Origin of the sequence: Mesorhizobium sp. LCM 4577, assembly GCF_001854795.2 — a bacterium.
GTDB classification, from domain to species: domain Bacteria; phylum Pseudomonadota; class Alphaproteobacteria; order Rhizobiales; family Rhizobiaceae; genus Mesorhizobium; species Mesorhizobium plurifarium.
In genome coordinates this window covers 124,101-139,203 of record NZ_MDDU01000009.1, presented here as the reverse complement: position 1 = coordinate 139,203, position 15,103 = coordinate 124,101, and the positions used below count along the sequence as shown (strand labels likewise).

Sequence of the window (15,103 nt, the reverse complement as noted above, 5' to 3'; positions counted from 1 at the left end):
GCGATTGGCGGCTGGGTGACCGGGCGCTTTTCGGGCCTCTGCAGTGTTCTTGATGGCAAGGGCGTCCTTACGTCTACCACCAAGGGCACCTGCGATGCAGCAGCAGGCACAGGTACCTAACGTTTGTAAATCAGGCCCGGATCCACACGTCCGGGCCTGATCGGTCGCGGTAGGCTGACGCGACCGATGCTTTTGGGCCTTCTCGGGGTTTGGCTTGGGGTTTGGGGTTATGCGCGCCAATACAATCGTGATGATCGTTCTCGCCTGTGTTTTCGGCATGCTTGCGGTCGTCCTCGCGAATTTCTGGCTGGCCAGCCAGCGCAACGCGCTCGCACGAGGCAACGATGTTCCGAGCGACACCGTCGTCGTTGCGGCCGTTCCTCTCAAGTTCGGTGACACGCTGGCCGACAACAAGCTGCGCGAGATTGCGTGGCCGGCGGGCGCCGTTCCGACCGGCTCGTTCAAGACAATCAAGGAAGCCTTGGCCGGCAACGGCACGCGCCAAGCATTGCAAGCCATCAGTACCAATGAGCCGGTACTTGCCAGCAAGATCACTGGTGCCGGTCAACGCGCAACGCTTTCAGCGGTGCTTACGGAAGGCATGAAAGCAGTTTCTATCAGGGTCAACGACGTTCTGGGTGTCGCTGGCTTCGTGTTTCCCGGCGACCGGGTGGATATCCTCCTCACACGCACGACCAACGATAGCGGCGTCGCGAAGAGTTTCGTCGATGTCCTATTGCAGAGCGTCAAGGTTCTTGCAGTCGACCAAGTTGCGGATGAGAGCAAGGACAGCCCGACCGTGGTCAAGGCCGTGACTGTGGAGGTCAGCACCAAGGATGCGCAGAAGCTGACACTGGCGGCCGGGGCGGGACAATTATCCCTGGCGCTGCGGCAAGCGGCAGGCAACAAGGGCGAAGCGACGGAGCGCGTGACGGTTGCCGATCTAACCGGCGATACGCCGGAAGATGTCGCCAACAGGCAGGCGGAACTCGACCGGCAGAAGGCAGCTGATGCTGCGGCCGCTGAAGAACGCAAACGCGCCAACGAGAAGATAGACGGCTTGGCTCAGGCCGTGGAGCGGGTTGGAAGCCAGATCGATGAGTTGAGCAAGGTTAAACCCGCACCTGTCGTCGTGGCATCAACGCCGGAAGTAAGAGAAATCGTTAAGTACGTGCAGCCGGAACCGCCGGCACGCGCGACGGTCGGCGTGTTCCGTGGTGTGAAGCTCGAAACTTATGACGTACCGCGACAACATTAGAAACCGAGCGGCGAAGCGAGGGGCTGTCGACTGACAGCTGTGGGGAGACGGGGAATGCAGAAGTTATGGGTCAGGATAGCGGCGGTCGCGCTATTCTTTTCGGTCGCACCGGCGATGTTTGGCCACCCAGCCAGGGCGGCTGACCGGTTCATCGATGTGTCGCGTCCGTCGCTGCATCGTGTGTTCGTGCCGGTTTCTCAATCGGCCACTATCCAAGTAAACGCCACGCTGGGCGACATCGTGGTTGGCGACGAGAAGATCGCCGACGCGCAGCCGATGACCGACAAGACGCTTTACATCATCGGCAAGACTGTCGGCACCACCACCGTCAATCTGTTTTCGGAGGACAAGCGCTCGCTTGGCGCCATCCAGATCGAGGTCGGCCAGGATGTCAGCGACATGGCGGCGGCGATCCGCCAGGTGGCGCCGAGGGCACGCATCGAAATCGGTTCGATCAACGGCAAGGTGCGGCTGAGCGGGCACGTCAAGGACGCTGCGACATTGGCGCAGATCGTCGAGGTGACGCAGCAATATGGGCCGGACGCCATCATCAATGCCGTCACCATCGACGACAGCGAGCAAGTCAATCTTTCGGTGCGTATCCTGGAAGCAAAGCGTAATGCCGATCGCGATCTCGGAGTGTCGCTCAAGGGCTCGACCAAAAGCGGCAAAACAGTTTGGGGGACTGGCGACGCGACCGTTGACAAGGACGGGACCGTGCTCGGAACAGGCGATCTGATCAGCGGACTTCTGTCAGGATCGAGCCCATTTGCGGCATTGATAACGCGCGTTATCGACAGCAACGTCAAAGTCGACCTCATCATCCAGGCGTTGGAAACAAAAGGCGTCGTGCGCACGCTGGCCGAACCGAACCTCACCACGGTGTCCGGCGAGACAGCCAGCTTCAATGCCGGTGGCGAAGTGCCGGTGCGAAGCGTCAACGCCCAAGGCGAAGTCGAGATTGTCTTCAAGCAGTTCGGTGTGAACCTCAACTTCACGCCAGTCGTGCTCGACGATGGCAAGATCCACATCAAACTGGCACCGGAAGTCAGTGACCTTACCGGTTTCACCAGCGCCGGCGATCCGATCTTCACCAACCGCAAACTGTCAACCGTGGTGGACCTGCGCGACGGCCAGAGCTTCGCGGTCGGCGGCCTGCTCTCCAGCAAGAACACCATACAGCAAGACCAGGTGCCATGGATCGGCCAGGTGCCGATCATCGGGGCGCTGTTCCACAATTCGAGCACGGCGAAGGAAGAAACCGAGCTTGTGGTCATCGTGACGCCGCATCTCGTGCGGCCGGTGAGGCCCGGCGAGCAGCTGGCAACGCCTTTCGACAAGACCAAACCGRCCAACGATCCGGAACTCATGCTGCTCGGACAACTCGAGGTTAATAAGGACATGATCCGCATGTACGAGCATGGCGACGGCGTCACCGGGCCCTATGGCCACATGCTGGATGTGAAATCGAAGGACAAGCTGGTCTATGTCAAGAAGTAAGCTTCTGCTCACTCTTCTCGGCACCAGCCTGCTTGCGGGTTGCGCGGCCGACTATCTGCACAATTACGACACGATGACGCTGGCATCGGGCGACTCGCAGAAAGCCAACCAGCTGCTGCAGACGGTCGATCCGTACAACCCGGCTTCGAACAACACAAAGATCGAAGGCGACGGGGCCCGGTCCGTCGGCGTCGTTCAGAAATACAAGCTGCCACCAAGCTCGGGCACGCCGACGACGAACATGACGGTCAACGTCGGTCCGTCGGGGACGAGCACACAATGAACTGAAGGAAGGGAAGCGGTTGCATCGGGCATGCGAGGCGCCTGACGCCAAGGGGTAAGGGGTAGGCCATGCTGCGGACCATTCGCGCGTTCTGGCACGATCAGAGTGGGATAGCGCTGATACTAGTCAGTGTCATGCTGCCAGCCATTATCGGCTTGTCTCTCCTGGCGATCGACATGAGCCGGATGAACAATCTCGACAACGACCTGCAGAAGGGCACGGATGCCCTGGCACTCGCTGCAGCTGCTGAATTGAGCGGCAGATCTGACGCATGGACGCGCGCCGAGAATGCTCTCACTAACCTGGTATCCAATAGCACAATGTTCTCTGACGGTGGATCTGTTTCGCTAACCACCGGCGCTGGAGCCACCACCGTTGACGCGACCTACCCTGCCTGCCGATCCAAAGGGCAAATTTCGTGGTGCTTCCTGGCAAGTATTCCAACGAACGATTCCGATCCTATCACGTCGGCCAACTATGCCGCGTCGCCAATAACGACCCGTTTCATCCAGGTATGGGCCCAGCCGGAGGGCTTCACGCCGATGTTCCCGGTCTCGGTTTCGTCCTCGGGAAATGCGACCGATAAAAGCTATAACCTTACCGCTGTCTCGGTGGCGGGTTTTACATCGGGTGTTTGCAATTACACACCTGTGTTCATGTGTAATCCCTATGAGATGGTGAATGGCACCAATACGGCGGGCGGCGTAACGCTCGAGCAGGCCGTAACTGATCCGGCCGTCCATCGCAGATTGATCGAACTTCGGATGGTCGGAAACGGCTCCGCCTATGGCCCCGGCAACTTTGGCTTCCTGCAGCCGCCGGACGGCGTCGGTAACGGCGCGCAGGCTCTGGCCCAAACGATCGCCACCTCGAAGCCCTTGGGCTGCTATTCGGCGCAGGGCGTAAACACCAAGACCGGCCAGAGCACCGGGCCGGTTCAGGATGCCTTCAATGTCCGATTCGGGATTGCAGCCAGCGGCCATTTCGATACCCCGGAATACGGCCCGGCGGAAAACGTACGCAAGGGAGGGGTGAGATCCAATGGAAATTCGAGCCAGTGTCCGCAATACAATCAGCTGACGTTCAACGGGCCCGGCAATAAGGGTCTTCCGAGAGATCAGACGACGCCGTATATGGGCGGGCGCATGGGAGCCGGAGATTATCTGCTTCTTGGACCTGGAAACTATTGGCAGACCAATTTTGGGAGTGCGTCATATCCCAGTACTTGGGATACGACCACGCCGACGCGCTACGAGGTCTATAAGTACGAACGTGCGGCTTTGGCGAATGGGACCCTACCGTCGACGCCACCGACTGCCGCTCAGTCACTGGTCGGCGTGCAGTCAACTGGCGGAGAGGTTGGAACGCCTGCTAGCGGCTGCCAGCCACCTGTAACAACCGTCGATCGCCGCCTACTTTATGGTGCCTTGTTGAACTGCAATGCGCTTGAGGCTGCCGGTTACGATCTCAACGGCAACAGTACCAATCTCCCCGTCGAAGCCTTCGCCAGTTTCTTCCTGACCGAGCCGGTAGCATCGGCCTCCTCCGATGCCTCGGTGATGGTGGAGCTGGTGGACATCAGCGGACGCGAGGGGCAGGGTACACTCGACAACTTCCTGCGCGATGAAGCGCAGCTCTATCGGTGACGGTAATGTCGAACCTGCTGTCCCGAACCTTTAAGCGTTTTTGCTTCGAACAGCGCGGTACCGTCCTTGTGGAGATGAGCCTGGTGGCACCGCTGATGCTGATGCTGTCGGCAGGGGTGTTCGAATTCGGCAATCTGATTCATGACAAGTTGTTGATGGAAGCTGGGCTCACCGACGGAGCGCGGTTCGCCGCCCGCTGTAACAGCAAGCTCTACACGGATGCAGGGCTCACAGCGATCGACTGCGCCGATCGCGCCAAGAACATCGCCGTCTTCGGCAATTGGAACGGGACAGCACCCTCACGCATCCCTGGCTGGCAAAAGACGGATGTCACGATCGACTCGGCCACCTGCACGAACGCTATCGATTCAACTGGCACGGTCCTCTATCTCTCGACGACATCGCAGGTTTGCATCGTAACGGCATCCGGCACCTACGCTTACAGCAATCTGGACAGCGTTGGCCTGCTGTCATTATTCAACATCACCACCGTCACACTTGGGGCCAGCCATCAGGAGCGGTTGATCCGATTTTGATGATGCTGAAACGATTCCTACAAGCGGAAGACGGAGCAACGATGGTCGAGATGGCCATCGCGATGACGCTTCTGCTCACTCTTACCTTGGGTTTCGTCGATTTCGGTTACGCATTCTATCAGTGGAACGCAGCAACCAAGGCGGTGCAGATCGGTGCGAGGCTCGCCTCCGTCTCCGACCCGGCCGTTAACACAGCCACGCTTGCAGCGGCCGACCCAGGTACAAATCCAGGAGCCCCGATTACGGCCGGAACATACTCGTTCGAGTGCAAATATTCCGGCAGCACTGGCGCTTGCAATGGCAATTCCGCGATCTTCAACGCCGCCGCTTTCAGCCGCATTTTCCGCGGCGACACAGCATTCACCAACGACGACGCCTGCCCGGGGTTGGCAGCCAATCAACGGCCGGGGATGTGCCAGTTTTTTCCTGGGTTGCAGCGCTCCAATGTCGTGGTGACCTACACCGCCACTGGCCTCGGCTATCAGACGCGTCTTGGCGGTCCAGTGCCGACAATCACCGTAAGCTTGCAGAACATTACCTTCCAGTTCTTCTTCCTGGGCGGGCTACTTGGATTTGCAGATAAAACGATGCCATCCATGCTGAGTACAGTAACGGGTGAAGATTTAAAGAGTACATCGCCATGAACGCCATCGACACCAGAGTTCTCCCGACCAAGCGAAAGCAGGTGGCGCTGTTTTCCGCCGACCCCAATTTCAAGCGCGACGTCACCACGCGGCTCGACGCGCTGGCGATCTATGACGTCAAGGTCTCGGACGCGGCGGAGTTCCTGAAGGGGCCGCCCGCCGACAGCCGGCCGGGCATCATCATCCTCGATCTCGGCAATGGCGAGCTGCTCGCCAATCCGGGAATCGTCGAGGCGCGCGCCGCCTGGGCCTCGGTGCCGCTGATCGCGATCTCCGACGAGCTCACCTCCGAGCAGACGCGCGTGCTGGTGCGCATGAACGCGTCCGACTGGCTGCACAAGCCGCTCGACGCCAAGGAGTTGCTCAACGCCGTCACCTTCCACGACACCGGCAACCAGGGCACCAAGAGCCGCATCATCACCTTCATCGCCGCGAGCGGCGGCGCCGGCGCCACCACGCTGGCGATCTCGGCGGCCGAGCACCTCGCCTCGAAATCGGCCGAGCGGGCGGCCGCGACCTGCCTCGTCGACCTCGATTTCCAGAGCGCCAATTGCGGCGCCTATCTCAACCAGTTCAACCAGTTCGACCTTTCCGGCATCATCGGCCAGCCGGACCGGCTCGATGTCGAGCTCATGGACGTCATCAAACTGTCGCGGCCGTCCGGCCTCACGCTCTATTCCTTCGAGCGGCCGCAACTGCCGTTCGAGCCTCAGGGTTCCGACTTCGTCTTCCGGCTGCTCGATCTCGTCGCCTACCGCTTCGACGACATCGTCATCGACCTGCCCAACATCGAGACGCCGTGGCACGATTCGGTGCTCAGGACGAGCGACGAGATCTTCATCGTCTTCGAGCTCAACGTCGCCTCGCTGAGGCAAGGCAAGCGCCTCTACAAGAAGATCCGCGAATTGCGCGGCAACAAGGTCAGCATCACGCTGGTCGCCAACAAGCACAAGCGCAAATGGTTCGGCAACCACTTCTCGCGCAGCGAGCTGGAGAAGATCTTCAAGGCGCCGCACATCAAGTCGCTGGCGCTGGACAACGCGCTTCTTGCCGACGCGCTGAACCGCGCCATCCTGCCCTCCGAGGTGGATGGGCGCGCGCGCTTCAACAAGGACCTGAAACGCATGTTCAAGGAGCGGCTGGACAATGCCCAGCGCTAGGCGCCGCGCCGCGATGCATCTGGCCGGCGCGTGGCTCGCCGGGCTGACGCTGGTGTCGGCCTGCGACGTGGCGATGGCCGGGTCGAGCCTGCCTCCCCTGCCCGCCATGGGCCCAAGCCTGCGCAAGACAGTCGCCTTCCAGACGAGCGAACAGCCGGGCACCATCGTCATCCGCAAAAACGAGAAGGCGCTCTATCTGGTGACGGGCCAGGGCAAGGCGCTGCGCTACCAGATCAGCGTCGGCCGCGACGGCTTCGGCTGGACCGGAACGGTCAAAATCGCCTCGAAGACCGAATGGCCTGAATGGCGTCCGCCCAAGGAGATGCGCGCGCGCCAGCCGGAACTGCCGGCGATGGTGCCGGCCGGTCCTTACAATCCGCTCGGCGCCAGGGCGCTTTATCTTTCGCGCGACGGGCGCGACACGCTCTATCGCATCCATGGCACCAACGATCCCAAGGGCGTCGGTTTCGACGGCACGTCCGGATGCTTCCGGCTGACGAACACCGATGTTATCGATCTCTTCAAGCGCGTCGCGGTGGGCGCAAAGGTGGTGGTTGAATGACGATGATCAGCGAGCCGGACGTTCCGGCAATCGAACTCGGTCACCGGGAAGCCGTTCCGGGAAAGCCCAGCCGAGCCAGGATGATCGGCGTCATCGCGGTGGGTGCCGCGCTCGTCACCGCCGTCAACGTGACGGCCGCGGTCTATCTCTATCGCGGTGTCAACGACCTCAAGACGATGGAGGCGCGGCTGGAACAGCTCGGCCAGTTCGAGCAACGCATCGGCGTCCGCATCGACACCGTCAACAACGGTTTCCAGAGCCGGTTCGAGACGCTGGACCGCCAGTTGCAGGCGAATTTCGGCCAGATCAACGGCAATATCGCCAAGCTGGAGCAAGGCCAGCCCGTCRCCGCCGGCGAACCGGCGCCCGGCGCGACGGAGCCGGCCATGCTCGACACCGCCACCGTGGCGGATGCGTCCGCAGCCGATGAAAGCGGCGCCGATCCCGCCGCCGCGCAACCTTCGTTCAGGCGCAAGGTCGCGCCTCCCGGCCCCAATCCGTCCTATCAGCGCATCCAGCAGCCCGACGGCAAGGTCTATTACAAGAAGATCAACTGATCGCGCGGGCCACCGCCCGGGCCGGATGGTTTACAGATCGCGCTGCAGCGCCAGCATACGGATCGAGCGGGCTTCGGCGCGAAGCTTTGCCTCGCGCAAGAAAGCGACGTGGCAATAGGCGCAGGCGGCGAGGCCGAGGCACAGCACCAGGCAGTTCTGCAAGCTTAGGTCGACCATCACCGAGAACTGAAGGCCATGAGGCGTGACGAAGGCGGCAATGGTGCTCGCCGTTTCCGCACTGCTGCTCAGCGCCATCATGAGCCCAGCAAAAATCATTGCAGCGTGATTGGCGAGGAAGAAACCCCCGGACCATTTCGAACGGCTGGCCATCCAGCAGAGGCCCGCCGTAAAGACAATGATGGCCGCATCGACGGCCATCGATCCGCCGAAGTAGACATGCACCTGCTGCCAGAACATGGTCGAGAACGGGCGCAGTTCGAGCCAGGCATGCCACACGGCGGGGCTCGCCGGATAGAAGCCGAGAAGCAGCGCCGCCATCCGCTCCGCCGCCAGCAGAAGCAGCATCAGGGCAGGAAAGGCAAAAAGCAGTATCGGCTTGCGCATCATGTCATCCCCTCGACATCCGATGGCCGATTCTAGGCGGCATTGGTTGCGCGACACTTAACGCAACGCCTTGCTTTTCAAGGAATGTCGCTCGTGTCTAATGTATGATCCGGTTCAACGGTCGGGGGTGGCGCCGTGTCGGCGGGAGCTAACGGGTTGGGCTCGGACAGCATCATCGACAGCCGGTCCGATGCCGCGGAGTGCCGCGTGAGCCAGGCGAGCCCGCCCAGTCGGCCGTTGCTGGCGTTTGCGCTCGGCAGCCTCGGGCTGCTCGCAGGCATGGTGCTGATCGCCGAGGGCGGGCGCCGGCTGCCGCCCGACCCGCCTTCGATCGCGCCGGTCCAGGGCGCCGGCGACCCGGAGCCGGCCTCGCCTACCCCGATGCATGACAGTCGACCGGGCCAGCCGGCGCGCAAGATCGCCGAGGACCTCATCGCGCCGCCGCCGCTCGACCCATCCGGGATCGAGCGCATCGAGCCACGCCCTCCGCTCGGCGAACTCGGGCTTGCAACGGCGCCAAAGACGCCGATGCCGCAGGATTGGCGTGAGACGCTGCTCTTCCGCCCGGTCGCGACCTCCTCGGCGGTCTTCGAAGCCATGGGACGCACGGTCGCCGTCAGCGGCACGGTCGACATAGACCCCGACAGGACCTGCACGTTCGACAACACCGCCTGGCCCTGCGGCCAGCGGGCGCGGGCCGCCTTCAACGCCTGGCTGCGCGGCCGGGCGCTCAAATGCCTGCTGCCGCCGGATGCCGACCGTTTCGCCATCGCCGCGCCCTGCGCCCTCGGCAAGCAAGATGTCGGCGCCTGGCTGGTTTCCAACGGCTGGGCGATGGCCGCTCCCGCCGGCATTTACGGCAAGGCGGAAGCGGTGGCGAGAAACGCCCGGATGGGCATTTTCGGCCCACCGCAATAGCGCAGCCGCGGGAAAGTCGGCGGGGCGGTTCCGTCTCGAACCTGCGTGAAAGCAGAATGGTCTGGACAGTTCAGCACATCTAAAAACTGGACCGGTCCAACGGCAGCCTGTGTGCCGGATCCAGCGCTTGCCTTGGAGAAGACGCCGACTTGCATCAAATTGTACGCTTCCCTGACACCGAAATCGTAACGGACCTCCTGTAAGCCGATGCGTCGAACAGGAGATTGGCCCTTGACCACGAAAACACCGACCGCGCCGGCTCAAACGTGGAAGCAGCTCGTCTTGCTGGCCGTGCTTGGCACCGCCGCCTGCGTCGGCCTTTCGCTCGCGCTGAACTACCTGCTGCTTTTCAGCGACAGCCTGACGCCATTCGGCCGCGGGGCCGTTACGGCAATCGTCGTGCCGATCATCATCGGTCTGCCGCTGTTTGCCCTCATCGGCTGGCAGCAGAGCGAGATCCGCCGCTACCGGCAGGAACTCACCAGGTCCGGCACCTATGACCAGTTGACCGGCTGCCTGAACGGCAAGGTGTTCACCTCGATGGTCGACAGGAGGGCGCAGAGACCGGCCGGTCCGCGCTCGGGCGCCTTTCTGGTCATCCATCCGGAACATCTGGCATCGATCAACCTGCGTTTCGGCCTCGAATGGGGCGACGAAGCCTTGCGGCTGATCGCATCGGCCATCCGATCGGCAGTGCGCAAGGACGATCTGATCGGACGGCTCGGAACCTCGATGTTCGGCGTCTTCCTGCCGGGCGCGAGCGAAGCGGACGCCAAGGACATCGGCGAGCGCATTCGCGGCACGGTCGGCGAGATCTATTTCGCGCCGAAAGGCGACAAGGACGTGCTTGCGATCAAAGTCGGCGGCGTAATCTTCGAGCGTGAGCTGGATTTCGAGGACATGTTCCGTTTCGCGGAGGAAGGCATGGCCGAAGCCCTGGATGAATCCGGTCTTCGGCTGTCGCATGTCACCAACTGAGCCGGCGAACGGAACCCGATGACCTGCGCGAGCGACAACGCCGCGGCGCATCGTTCTTCAAAAGCAGGCCTGGCCGTTTATGCCTCAGATACCGCCCATGCAGAGATACTTCATCTCGAGGTAGTCCTCGAGGCCGTGCCGGGACCCCTCCCGCCCGATGCCTGACTGCTTGACCCCGCCGAAAGGCGCGGCCTCCGAGGACATGCGTCCGGTGTTGATACCCACCATGCCATATTCGAGGGCCTCCGCCACACGCCAGACCCGCTTCAGGTTGGAGGCATAAAAATAGGCGGCGAGACCGTAGATCGTGTCGTTGGCCTCACGCACGACCTGATCCGCATCCTCGAAGCGGAAGACGGGGGCCAATGGCCCGAATGTCTCCTCCTGCGCCACCGTCATGGCGCTGGAGATATCGGTAAGGACCGTAGGTTGGAAAAAAGTGCCGCCCGCGCCAATCCTACCTCCGCCGCAGCGGATCGCGCCGCCTTTTCCCACGGCATCGGCGATGTGGGATTCGATCTTGGCCAAGGCGTGGCCGTCGATCAGCGGGCCGATGGCGACGCCCGGATCGAAACCGTCACCGACCCGAAGCTGGCGAACCCGTTCGACGAATTTATCGACGAACTCGTCATGAACGCCCGATTGCACGTAGAGGCGGTTGGCGGAAACGCAAGTCTGGCCGGCATTGCGGAACTTCGCCTGGATCGCCCCGTCCACGGCAGCGTCGATGTCGGCGTCGTCGAAGACGATGAAAGGCGCATTGCCGCCCAGCTCTAGGCTGACCTTCTTGATCTGGTCCGAGCACTGGCGCATGAGCAGGCGCCCGACTTCGGTCGATCCGGTGAAGCTGATCTTGCGCACCTTGGGATTGTGGCAGAGCTCACGTCCCACGGCGGCGCCCTCCGCGGCATAGACAAGGTTCACCACGCCGTCGGGAAAGCCGGCCTCGGCGGCGAGCGCGAACATGGCGCCTGCGACCAGCGGCGTCTGCTCGGCAGGCTTCAGCACGATCGCGCAGCCCGCCGCCAGCGCCGGCGAGATCTTGCGCGCCACCATCGATGCGGGAAAATTCCACGGCGTGATCGTGCCGACGACGCCGATGGGCTGCTTGATCACCAGCATGCGGCGGTCCGTCGAGGGCGCCGAGATCGTCTCGCCATAGATACGGTTGGCCTCTTCGGCGTACCATTGCAGATAAGCGGCCGCATGCGAGACTTCCGATCTGGCTTCGGCAAGCGGCTTGCCCATCTCGGCGGTGAGAATTGCGGCAAGGTCGTCGGTATGGGTGACGATCAGCTGGTGCCACTGCCACAGCATTTCGCTGCGCTCCCGAGCGGTCAGCGCCGCCCATTCGGCCTGGGCGGCATAGGCCTTGTCGATCGCCGCGCGCGTCTCCGCGACGCCCATGTCGGGAAGTTCCGCCAACAGCTCGCCGGTCGATGGATTGAAGACCTCAAAGGTGCGTCCGCCAGCCGGCGCGCCCAGCGCCGGCACACGGTCGATCGCGCCGAACAGGTCGGGGGATTTCAAATGGCGGGTCATCGGCAGGCGCAGGGGCAATACCGCTTTCCTTCTCGTCAGGCTGGCGTGTCGGAAACACCACCATGTATTGCGCAGGCGCCGGTTTCATAGGGCCTGGGAAGGATGGCGGTAGACCCACCCTGCGTCCTCGACGGGCATCGGGTGCGGCGCGGCTGAGATCGCGTTGGGAAAGCTGGTGCTGCGAGAGAGGATTGAACTCTCGACCTCTCCCTTACCAAGGGAGTGCTCTACCACTGAGCTACCGCAGCCTGCGATGGCGGCGCTTCTGCCATATCGAACCGGCAAGCGCAAGGCCAAGAAAAACCCAAAGCGTCGCACGCTATTCTTGCCAGCAATTATGCGGCTCGAAGCGGCATGCGCGGCTGATCCACAGCCCTAAAGCGCGTCGCGATCCTTCAGACTCGCTCCATACGCTTTAGGTTTTTGATTTTTGCGCATGTCTTTATCCCGAAACCGGTTCCCAGTTTTGGGAGACATGCTTTAAATCCGCCCGGCCGGCTGCTTTCATGACATCGCCAGGCCAAAATGCTACCCATTGCGGAATCGCAGCCGGCTGACCACCGGTCAGGGATTGAACGATGGGCGAGAAGACAAATCCACCGAAAAAAGGTGAAGCCGCGCGCAAGGAACGGCTGGCCGAGGCGTTGCGCGCCAATCTGCAGAAGCGCAAGGCRCAGACGCGGTCGCGGCGCGCGGGCGATGCCGATCACCGGTCGGAAGGCTTGCCGGCTGCTGGAAAAATGCACAAGGACTGACCAAATCAGCCATACTGCCCGGCCATAGTCGGTCCGGTTTTAGGAAAATCCTATTTCTTGAACCAAGCCGGCCAATGGTCTAAGCCGGGCATACTCAACCGATTGAAGCGGCCTGTTCGGGCCGAGGGGACATTTCTTATGGATCGCATCAGAATTGTCGGCGGCAACGAGCTGGCCGGTACCATTCCGATCTCGGGCGCCAAGAACGCGGCATTGCCGCTGATGATCGCCTCGCTGCTCACCGACGACACGCTGACGCTCGAAAACGTGCCGCATCTGGCCGATGTCGAGCAGTTGATCCGCATCCTGGGCAATCACGGCGTCGATTATTCCGTCAACGGACGGCGCGAGAGCCAACAGAAAGGCTATTCGCGCACGGTCAATTTTTCGGCCCGCAACATCGTGGACACCACCGCGCCTTACGAGCTGGTGTCGAAGATGCGCGCCTCTTTCTGGGTGATCGGCCCGCTGCTTGCCCGCATGGGCGAGGCCAAGGTGTCGCTGCCCGGCGGCTGCGCCATCGGCACGCGCCCGGTCGATCTGTTCCTCGAAGGTCTGCAGGCACTGGACGCCGAGCTCGACGTCGACAACGGCTATGTCGTGGCCAAGACCCGGAACGGCCGCCTCCACGGCAATCGCTACGTGTTTCCGAAAGTGTCGGTCGGCGCCACCCACGTGCTGATGATGGCGGCCTCGCTCGCCAAGGGCGAGACGGTGCTGGAAAATGCCGCGCGCGAGCCGGAAATCGTCAATCTCGCCGAGTGCCTGATCGCCATGGGCGCCAAGATCCACGGCGCCGGCACCTCGACCATCACCATCCAGGGCGTCGAGGCGCTTTCTGGCGCTCGCGTGCGCGTCATTCCGGACCGCATCGAGACCGGCACCTATGCCATGGCGGTGGCGATGACAGGCGGCGACGTGATGCTGGAAGGCGCGCGGCCCGACCTGTTGCAGACGGCGCTCGACGTTCTCGTCGAGACCGGCGCCGAGATCACGCCGACCAATGAGGGCATCCGCGTCAAGCGCAACGGCGCCGGCATTGCGCCGGTCGACGTGACCACCGCCCCCTTCCCCGCCTTCCCCACCGACCTGCAAGCGCAGTTCATCGGTCTGATGACGATGGCCAAAGGCAAGTCGCGCATCACCGAGACGATCTTCGAGAACCGCTTCATGCACGTTCAGGAACTCGCGCGCCTCGGCGCCCACATCACGCTTTCCGGCCAGACGGCGATCGTCGACGGCGTCGCCAAGCTCAAGGGCGCTCCCGTGATGGCGACCGACCTGCGCGCCTCGGTGTCGCTTGTCATCGCCGGCCTTGCGGCCGAGGGCGAGACCACGGTCAACCGCGTTTACCATCTCGACCGCGGCTTCGAGCGGCTGGAAGAGAAGCTCTCCGGCTGCGGCGCGGTGATCGAGCGCATTTCGGGCTGAGTGATCGCAAGGCAGGCCTTGCGAATAGGAGCGATCTTCCCCTGCTGGAGCCCAAGGCTCAGGTCGGCGCAGCCCCTTATCCACCCTTCGGGCACCTTCCCCCGGTAAACGGAGAGAAGGCCGTGACTGCAGACTTGGCGCCCTTCCTGCGCCGTTTGCGATTGGCGAAATCGCTCCTTCTCCCCGTCACTATACGGGGAGAAGTGCCCGGCAGGGCGATGAGGGCAGCGCGGACCTGACGTGATTGCCTTCTGCTGTGTCCGTGCCGAGGTTGCACGGACCGGAAAGACCGCATAACAGAGGCTGAAACCAACCTTCAGGTGCGCATTCCGCATGGCAGCTCTCAAGCTCATCGCGCTCGACGAACAGGATCTGAGCATCGTCTCGGCGCATGTCCAGGACGCCGTGATGAAGGTCTCCGACCTCGAATACCTGCCGGCGGCCAAGCGCTTCGTGCTGACCATGAACCGTTTCGTCTGGGAGGCGAAATCCGGTCTGTTCCGTCAGCACAATGAACGGCGGCAGAGCGTTCTGCATTTCGACCGCGTGCTCGGCGCCAAGACCAGCGGCATCCCTCGCGACAAGCCGGCCGAGGTGCTGTCGCTGCTGGCGGTCAGCTTCATCGCCATCAGCAAGCCGGCCGGCATCGTCGAATTGGTGTTTTCGGGCGGCGGCACCATCATGCTCGACGTCGAATGCGTCGAGGCGCGGCTTGCCGATGTCGGCGGCTCCTGGGAAGCCTCCTCGCGCCCCGTGCACAGAGGCTAAA

The 15,103-nt window shown here is 62.4% G+C and carries 16 protein-coding genes and 1 tRNA gene; 14 read left to right on the top strand and 3 right to left on the bottom strand.

Going from position 1 to position 15,103, the window contains the following annotated elements; genetic code table 11:
* Positions 1–229 precede the first annotated feature (229 nt).
* The 9 genes from cpaB to LCM4577_RS13725 all read left to right on the top strand — a co-directional run bounded on the left by cpaB (position 230) and on the right by LCM4577_RS13725 (position 8,146).
* Complete coding sequence (cpaB, locus tag LCM4577_RS13765) at positions 230–1,258, top strand: Flp pilus assembly protein CpaB (protein WP_071071720.1); 1,029 nt, start codon at positions 230–232, stop codon at positions 1,256–1,258.
* A gap of 54 nt (positions 1,259–1,312) precedes the next feature.
* Positions 1,313–2,758: a type II and III secretion system protein family protein gene (locus LCM4577_RS13760; protein WP_071071718.1), complete on the top strand. Its 1,446-nt coding sequence runs from the start codon at positions 1,313–1,315 to the stop codon at positions 2,756–2,758.
* Positions 2,745–3,041 carry a hypothetical protein gene (locus tag LCM4577_RS13755; protein ID WP_071071716.1) on the top strand — a complete coding sequence of 99 codons (297 nt, stop codon included), beginning with the start codon at positions 2,745–2,747 and terminating at the stop codon, positions 3,039–3,041. The genes LCM4577_RS13760 and LCM4577_RS13755 overlap by 14 nt, the downstream gene beginning before the upstream one ends.
* 68 nt (positions 3,042–3,109) lie before the next feature.
* The gene (locus tag LCM4577_RS13750; protein WP_071071714.1) at positions 3,110–4,687 is read left to right on the top strand and encodes a TadE/TadG family type IV pilus assembly protein; all 1,578 of its coding nucleotides are present in this window, start codon (positions 3,110–3,112) and stop codon (positions 4,685–4,687) included.
* A gap of 5 nt (positions 4,688–4,692) precedes the next feature.
* Positions 4,693–5,223: a TadE/TadG family type IV pilus assembly protein gene (locus LCM4577_RS13745; RefSeq protein ID WP_116390049.1), complete on the top strand. Its 531-nt coding sequence runs from the start codon at positions 4,693–4,695 to the stop codon at positions 5,221–5,223.
* 41 nt (positions 5,224–5,264) lie between these two features.
* Positions 5,265–5,867, top strand: a complete 603-nt coding sequence (locus LCM4577_RS13740) for a TadE/TadG family type IV pilus assembly protein (protein ID WP_244508319.1) — start codon at positions 5,265–5,267, stop codon at positions 5,865–5,867.
* Positions 5,864–7,027: an AAA family ATPase gene (locus tag LCM4577_RS13735; protein ID WP_071071710.1), complete on the top strand. Its 1,164-nt coding sequence runs from the start codon at positions 5,864–5,866 to the stop codon at positions 7,025–7,027. Before LCM4577_RS13740 ends, LCM4577_RS13735 begins: the two co-directional genes overlap by 4 nt.
* Positions 7,014–7,589, top strand: a complete 576-nt coding sequence (locus LCM4577_RS13730; RefSeq protein ID WP_071071708.1) for a L,D-transpeptidase — start codon at positions 7,014–7,016, stop codon at positions 7,587–7,589. Before LCM4577_RS13735 ends, LCM4577_RS13730 begins: the two co-directional genes overlap by 14 nt.
* On the top strand, positions 7,586–8,146 hold the full coding sequence (locus tag LCM4577_RS13725) for a hypothetical protein (RefSeq protein WP_071071706.1): 561 nt from the start codon (positions 7,586–7,588) through the stop codon (positions 8,144–8,146). Before LCM4577_RS13730 ends, LCM4577_RS13725 begins: the two co-directional genes overlap by 4 nt.
* Positions 8,147–8,176: 30 nt before the next feature.
* Here LCM4577_RS13725 and LCM4577_RS13720 read toward each other — a convergent pair whose 3' ends face one another.
* Positions 8,177–8,767, bottom strand: coding sequence for a hypothetical protein (locus LCM4577_RS13720; RefSeq protein WP_244508318.1), 591 nt, complete (start codon positions 8,765–8,767; stop codon positions 8,177–8,179).
* A gap of 150 nt (positions 8,768–8,917) precedes the next feature.
* Between LCM4577_RS13720 and LCM4577_RS13715 the strand changes: the two genes are divergently transcribed.
* Both LCM4577_RS13715 and LCM4577_RS13710 read left to right on the top strand, forming a co-directional pair.
* Positions 8,918–9,628, top strand: a complete 711-nt coding sequence (locus tag LCM4577_RS13715) for a thermonuclease family protein (protein WP_071071746.1) — start codon at positions 8,918–8,920, stop codon at positions 9,626–9,628.
* A gap of 231 nt (positions 9,629–9,859) precedes the next feature.
* Entirely contained in the window at positions 9,860–10,606 is a 747-nt protein-coding gene (locus tag LCM4577_RS13710; protein ID WP_244508317.1) for a GGDEF domain-containing protein, read from the top strand.
* A gap of 84 nt (positions 10,607–10,690) precedes the next feature.
* On the opposite strand, the gene LCM4577_RS13705 is transcribed toward LCM4577_RS13710, so the two are convergent.
* A complete protein-coding gene (locus LCM4577_RS13705; protein ID WP_198541045.1) occupies positions 10,691–12,148 on the bottom strand; it encodes an NAD-dependent succinate-semialdehyde dehydrogenase in 1,458 nt (485 codons plus the stop codon).
* Positions 12,149–12,321: 173 nt separating this feature from the next.
* Positions 12,322–12,396 (bottom strand) — tRNA-Thr (locus LCM4577_RS13700).
* Between the two features lie 330 nt (positions 12,397–12,726).
* On the opposite strand from LCM4577_RS13700, the gene LCM4577_RS13695 reads away from it, so the two are divergent.
* The 3 genes from LCM4577_RS13695 (at position 12,727) to LCM4577_RS13685 (ending at position 15,102) form a co-directional block, all read left to right on the top strand.
* Entirely contained in the window at positions 12,727–12,903 is a 177-nt protein-coding gene (locus LCM4577_RS13695) for a hypothetical protein (protein WP_198541043.1), read from the top strand.
* A gap of 138 nt (positions 12,904–13,041) precedes the next feature.
* On the top strand, positions 13,042–14,334 hold the full coding sequence (gene murA, locus LCM4577_RS13690) for a UDP-N-acetylglucosamine 1-carboxyvinyltransferase (RefSeq protein WP_071071699.1): 1,293 nt from the start codon (positions 13,042–13,044) through the stop codon (positions 14,332–14,334).
* Between the two features lie 333 nt (positions 14,335–14,667).
* Positions 14,668–15,102 carry a DUF2948 family protein gene (locus tag LCM4577_RS13685; RefSeq protein ID WP_041008750.1) on the top strand — a complete coding sequence of 145 codons (435 nt, stop codon included), beginning with the start codon at positions 14,668–14,670 and terminating at the stop codon, positions 15,100–15,102.
* Position 15,103 lies beyond the last annotated feature (1 nt).

Excerpts from the sequence above, each read along its gene's own strand:
- cpaB (WP_071071720.1), top strand. The coding sequence starts at position 230 with ATGCGCGCCAATACAATCGTGATGATCGTTCTCGCCTGTGTTTTCGGC.
- LCM4577_RS13755 (WP_071071716.1), top strand. The coding sequence starts at position 2,745 with ATGTCAAGAAGTAAGCTTCTGCTCACTCTTCTCGGCACCAGCCTGCTT.
- LCM4577_RS13750 (WP_071071714.1), top strand. The coding sequence starts at position 3,110 with ATGCTGCGGACCATTCGCGCGTTCTGGCACGATCAGAGTGGGATAGCG.
- LCM4577_RS13745 (WP_116390049.1), top strand. The coding sequence starts at position 4,693 with ATGTCGAACCTGCTGTCCCGAACCTTTAAGCGTTTTTGCTTCGAACAG.
- LCM4577_RS13740 (WP_244508319.1), top strand. The coding sequence starts at position 5,265 with ATGGTCGAGATGGCCATCGCGATGACGCTTCTGCTCACTCTTACCTTG.
- LCM4577_RS13735 (WP_071071710.1), top strand. The coding sequence starts at position 5,864 with ATGAACGCCATCGACACCAGAGTTCTCCCGACCAAGCGAAAGCAGGTG.
- LCM4577_RS13730 (WP_071071708.1), top strand. The coding sequence starts at position 7,014 with ATGCCCAGCGCTAGGCGCCGCGCCGCGATGCATCTGGCCGGCGCGTGG.
- LCM4577_RS13705 (WP_198541045.1), bottom strand. The coding sequence starts at position 12,148 with ATGACCCGCCATTTGAAATCCCCCGACCTGTTCGGCGCGATCGACCGT.
- murA (WP_071071699.1), top strand. The coding sequence starts at position 13,042 with ATGGATCGCATCAGAATTGTCGGCGGCAACGAGCTGGCCGGTACCATT.
- LCM4577_RS13685 (WP_041008750.1), top strand. The coding sequence starts at position 14,668 with ATGGCAGCTCTCAAGCTCATCGCGCTCGACGAACAGGATCTGAGCATC.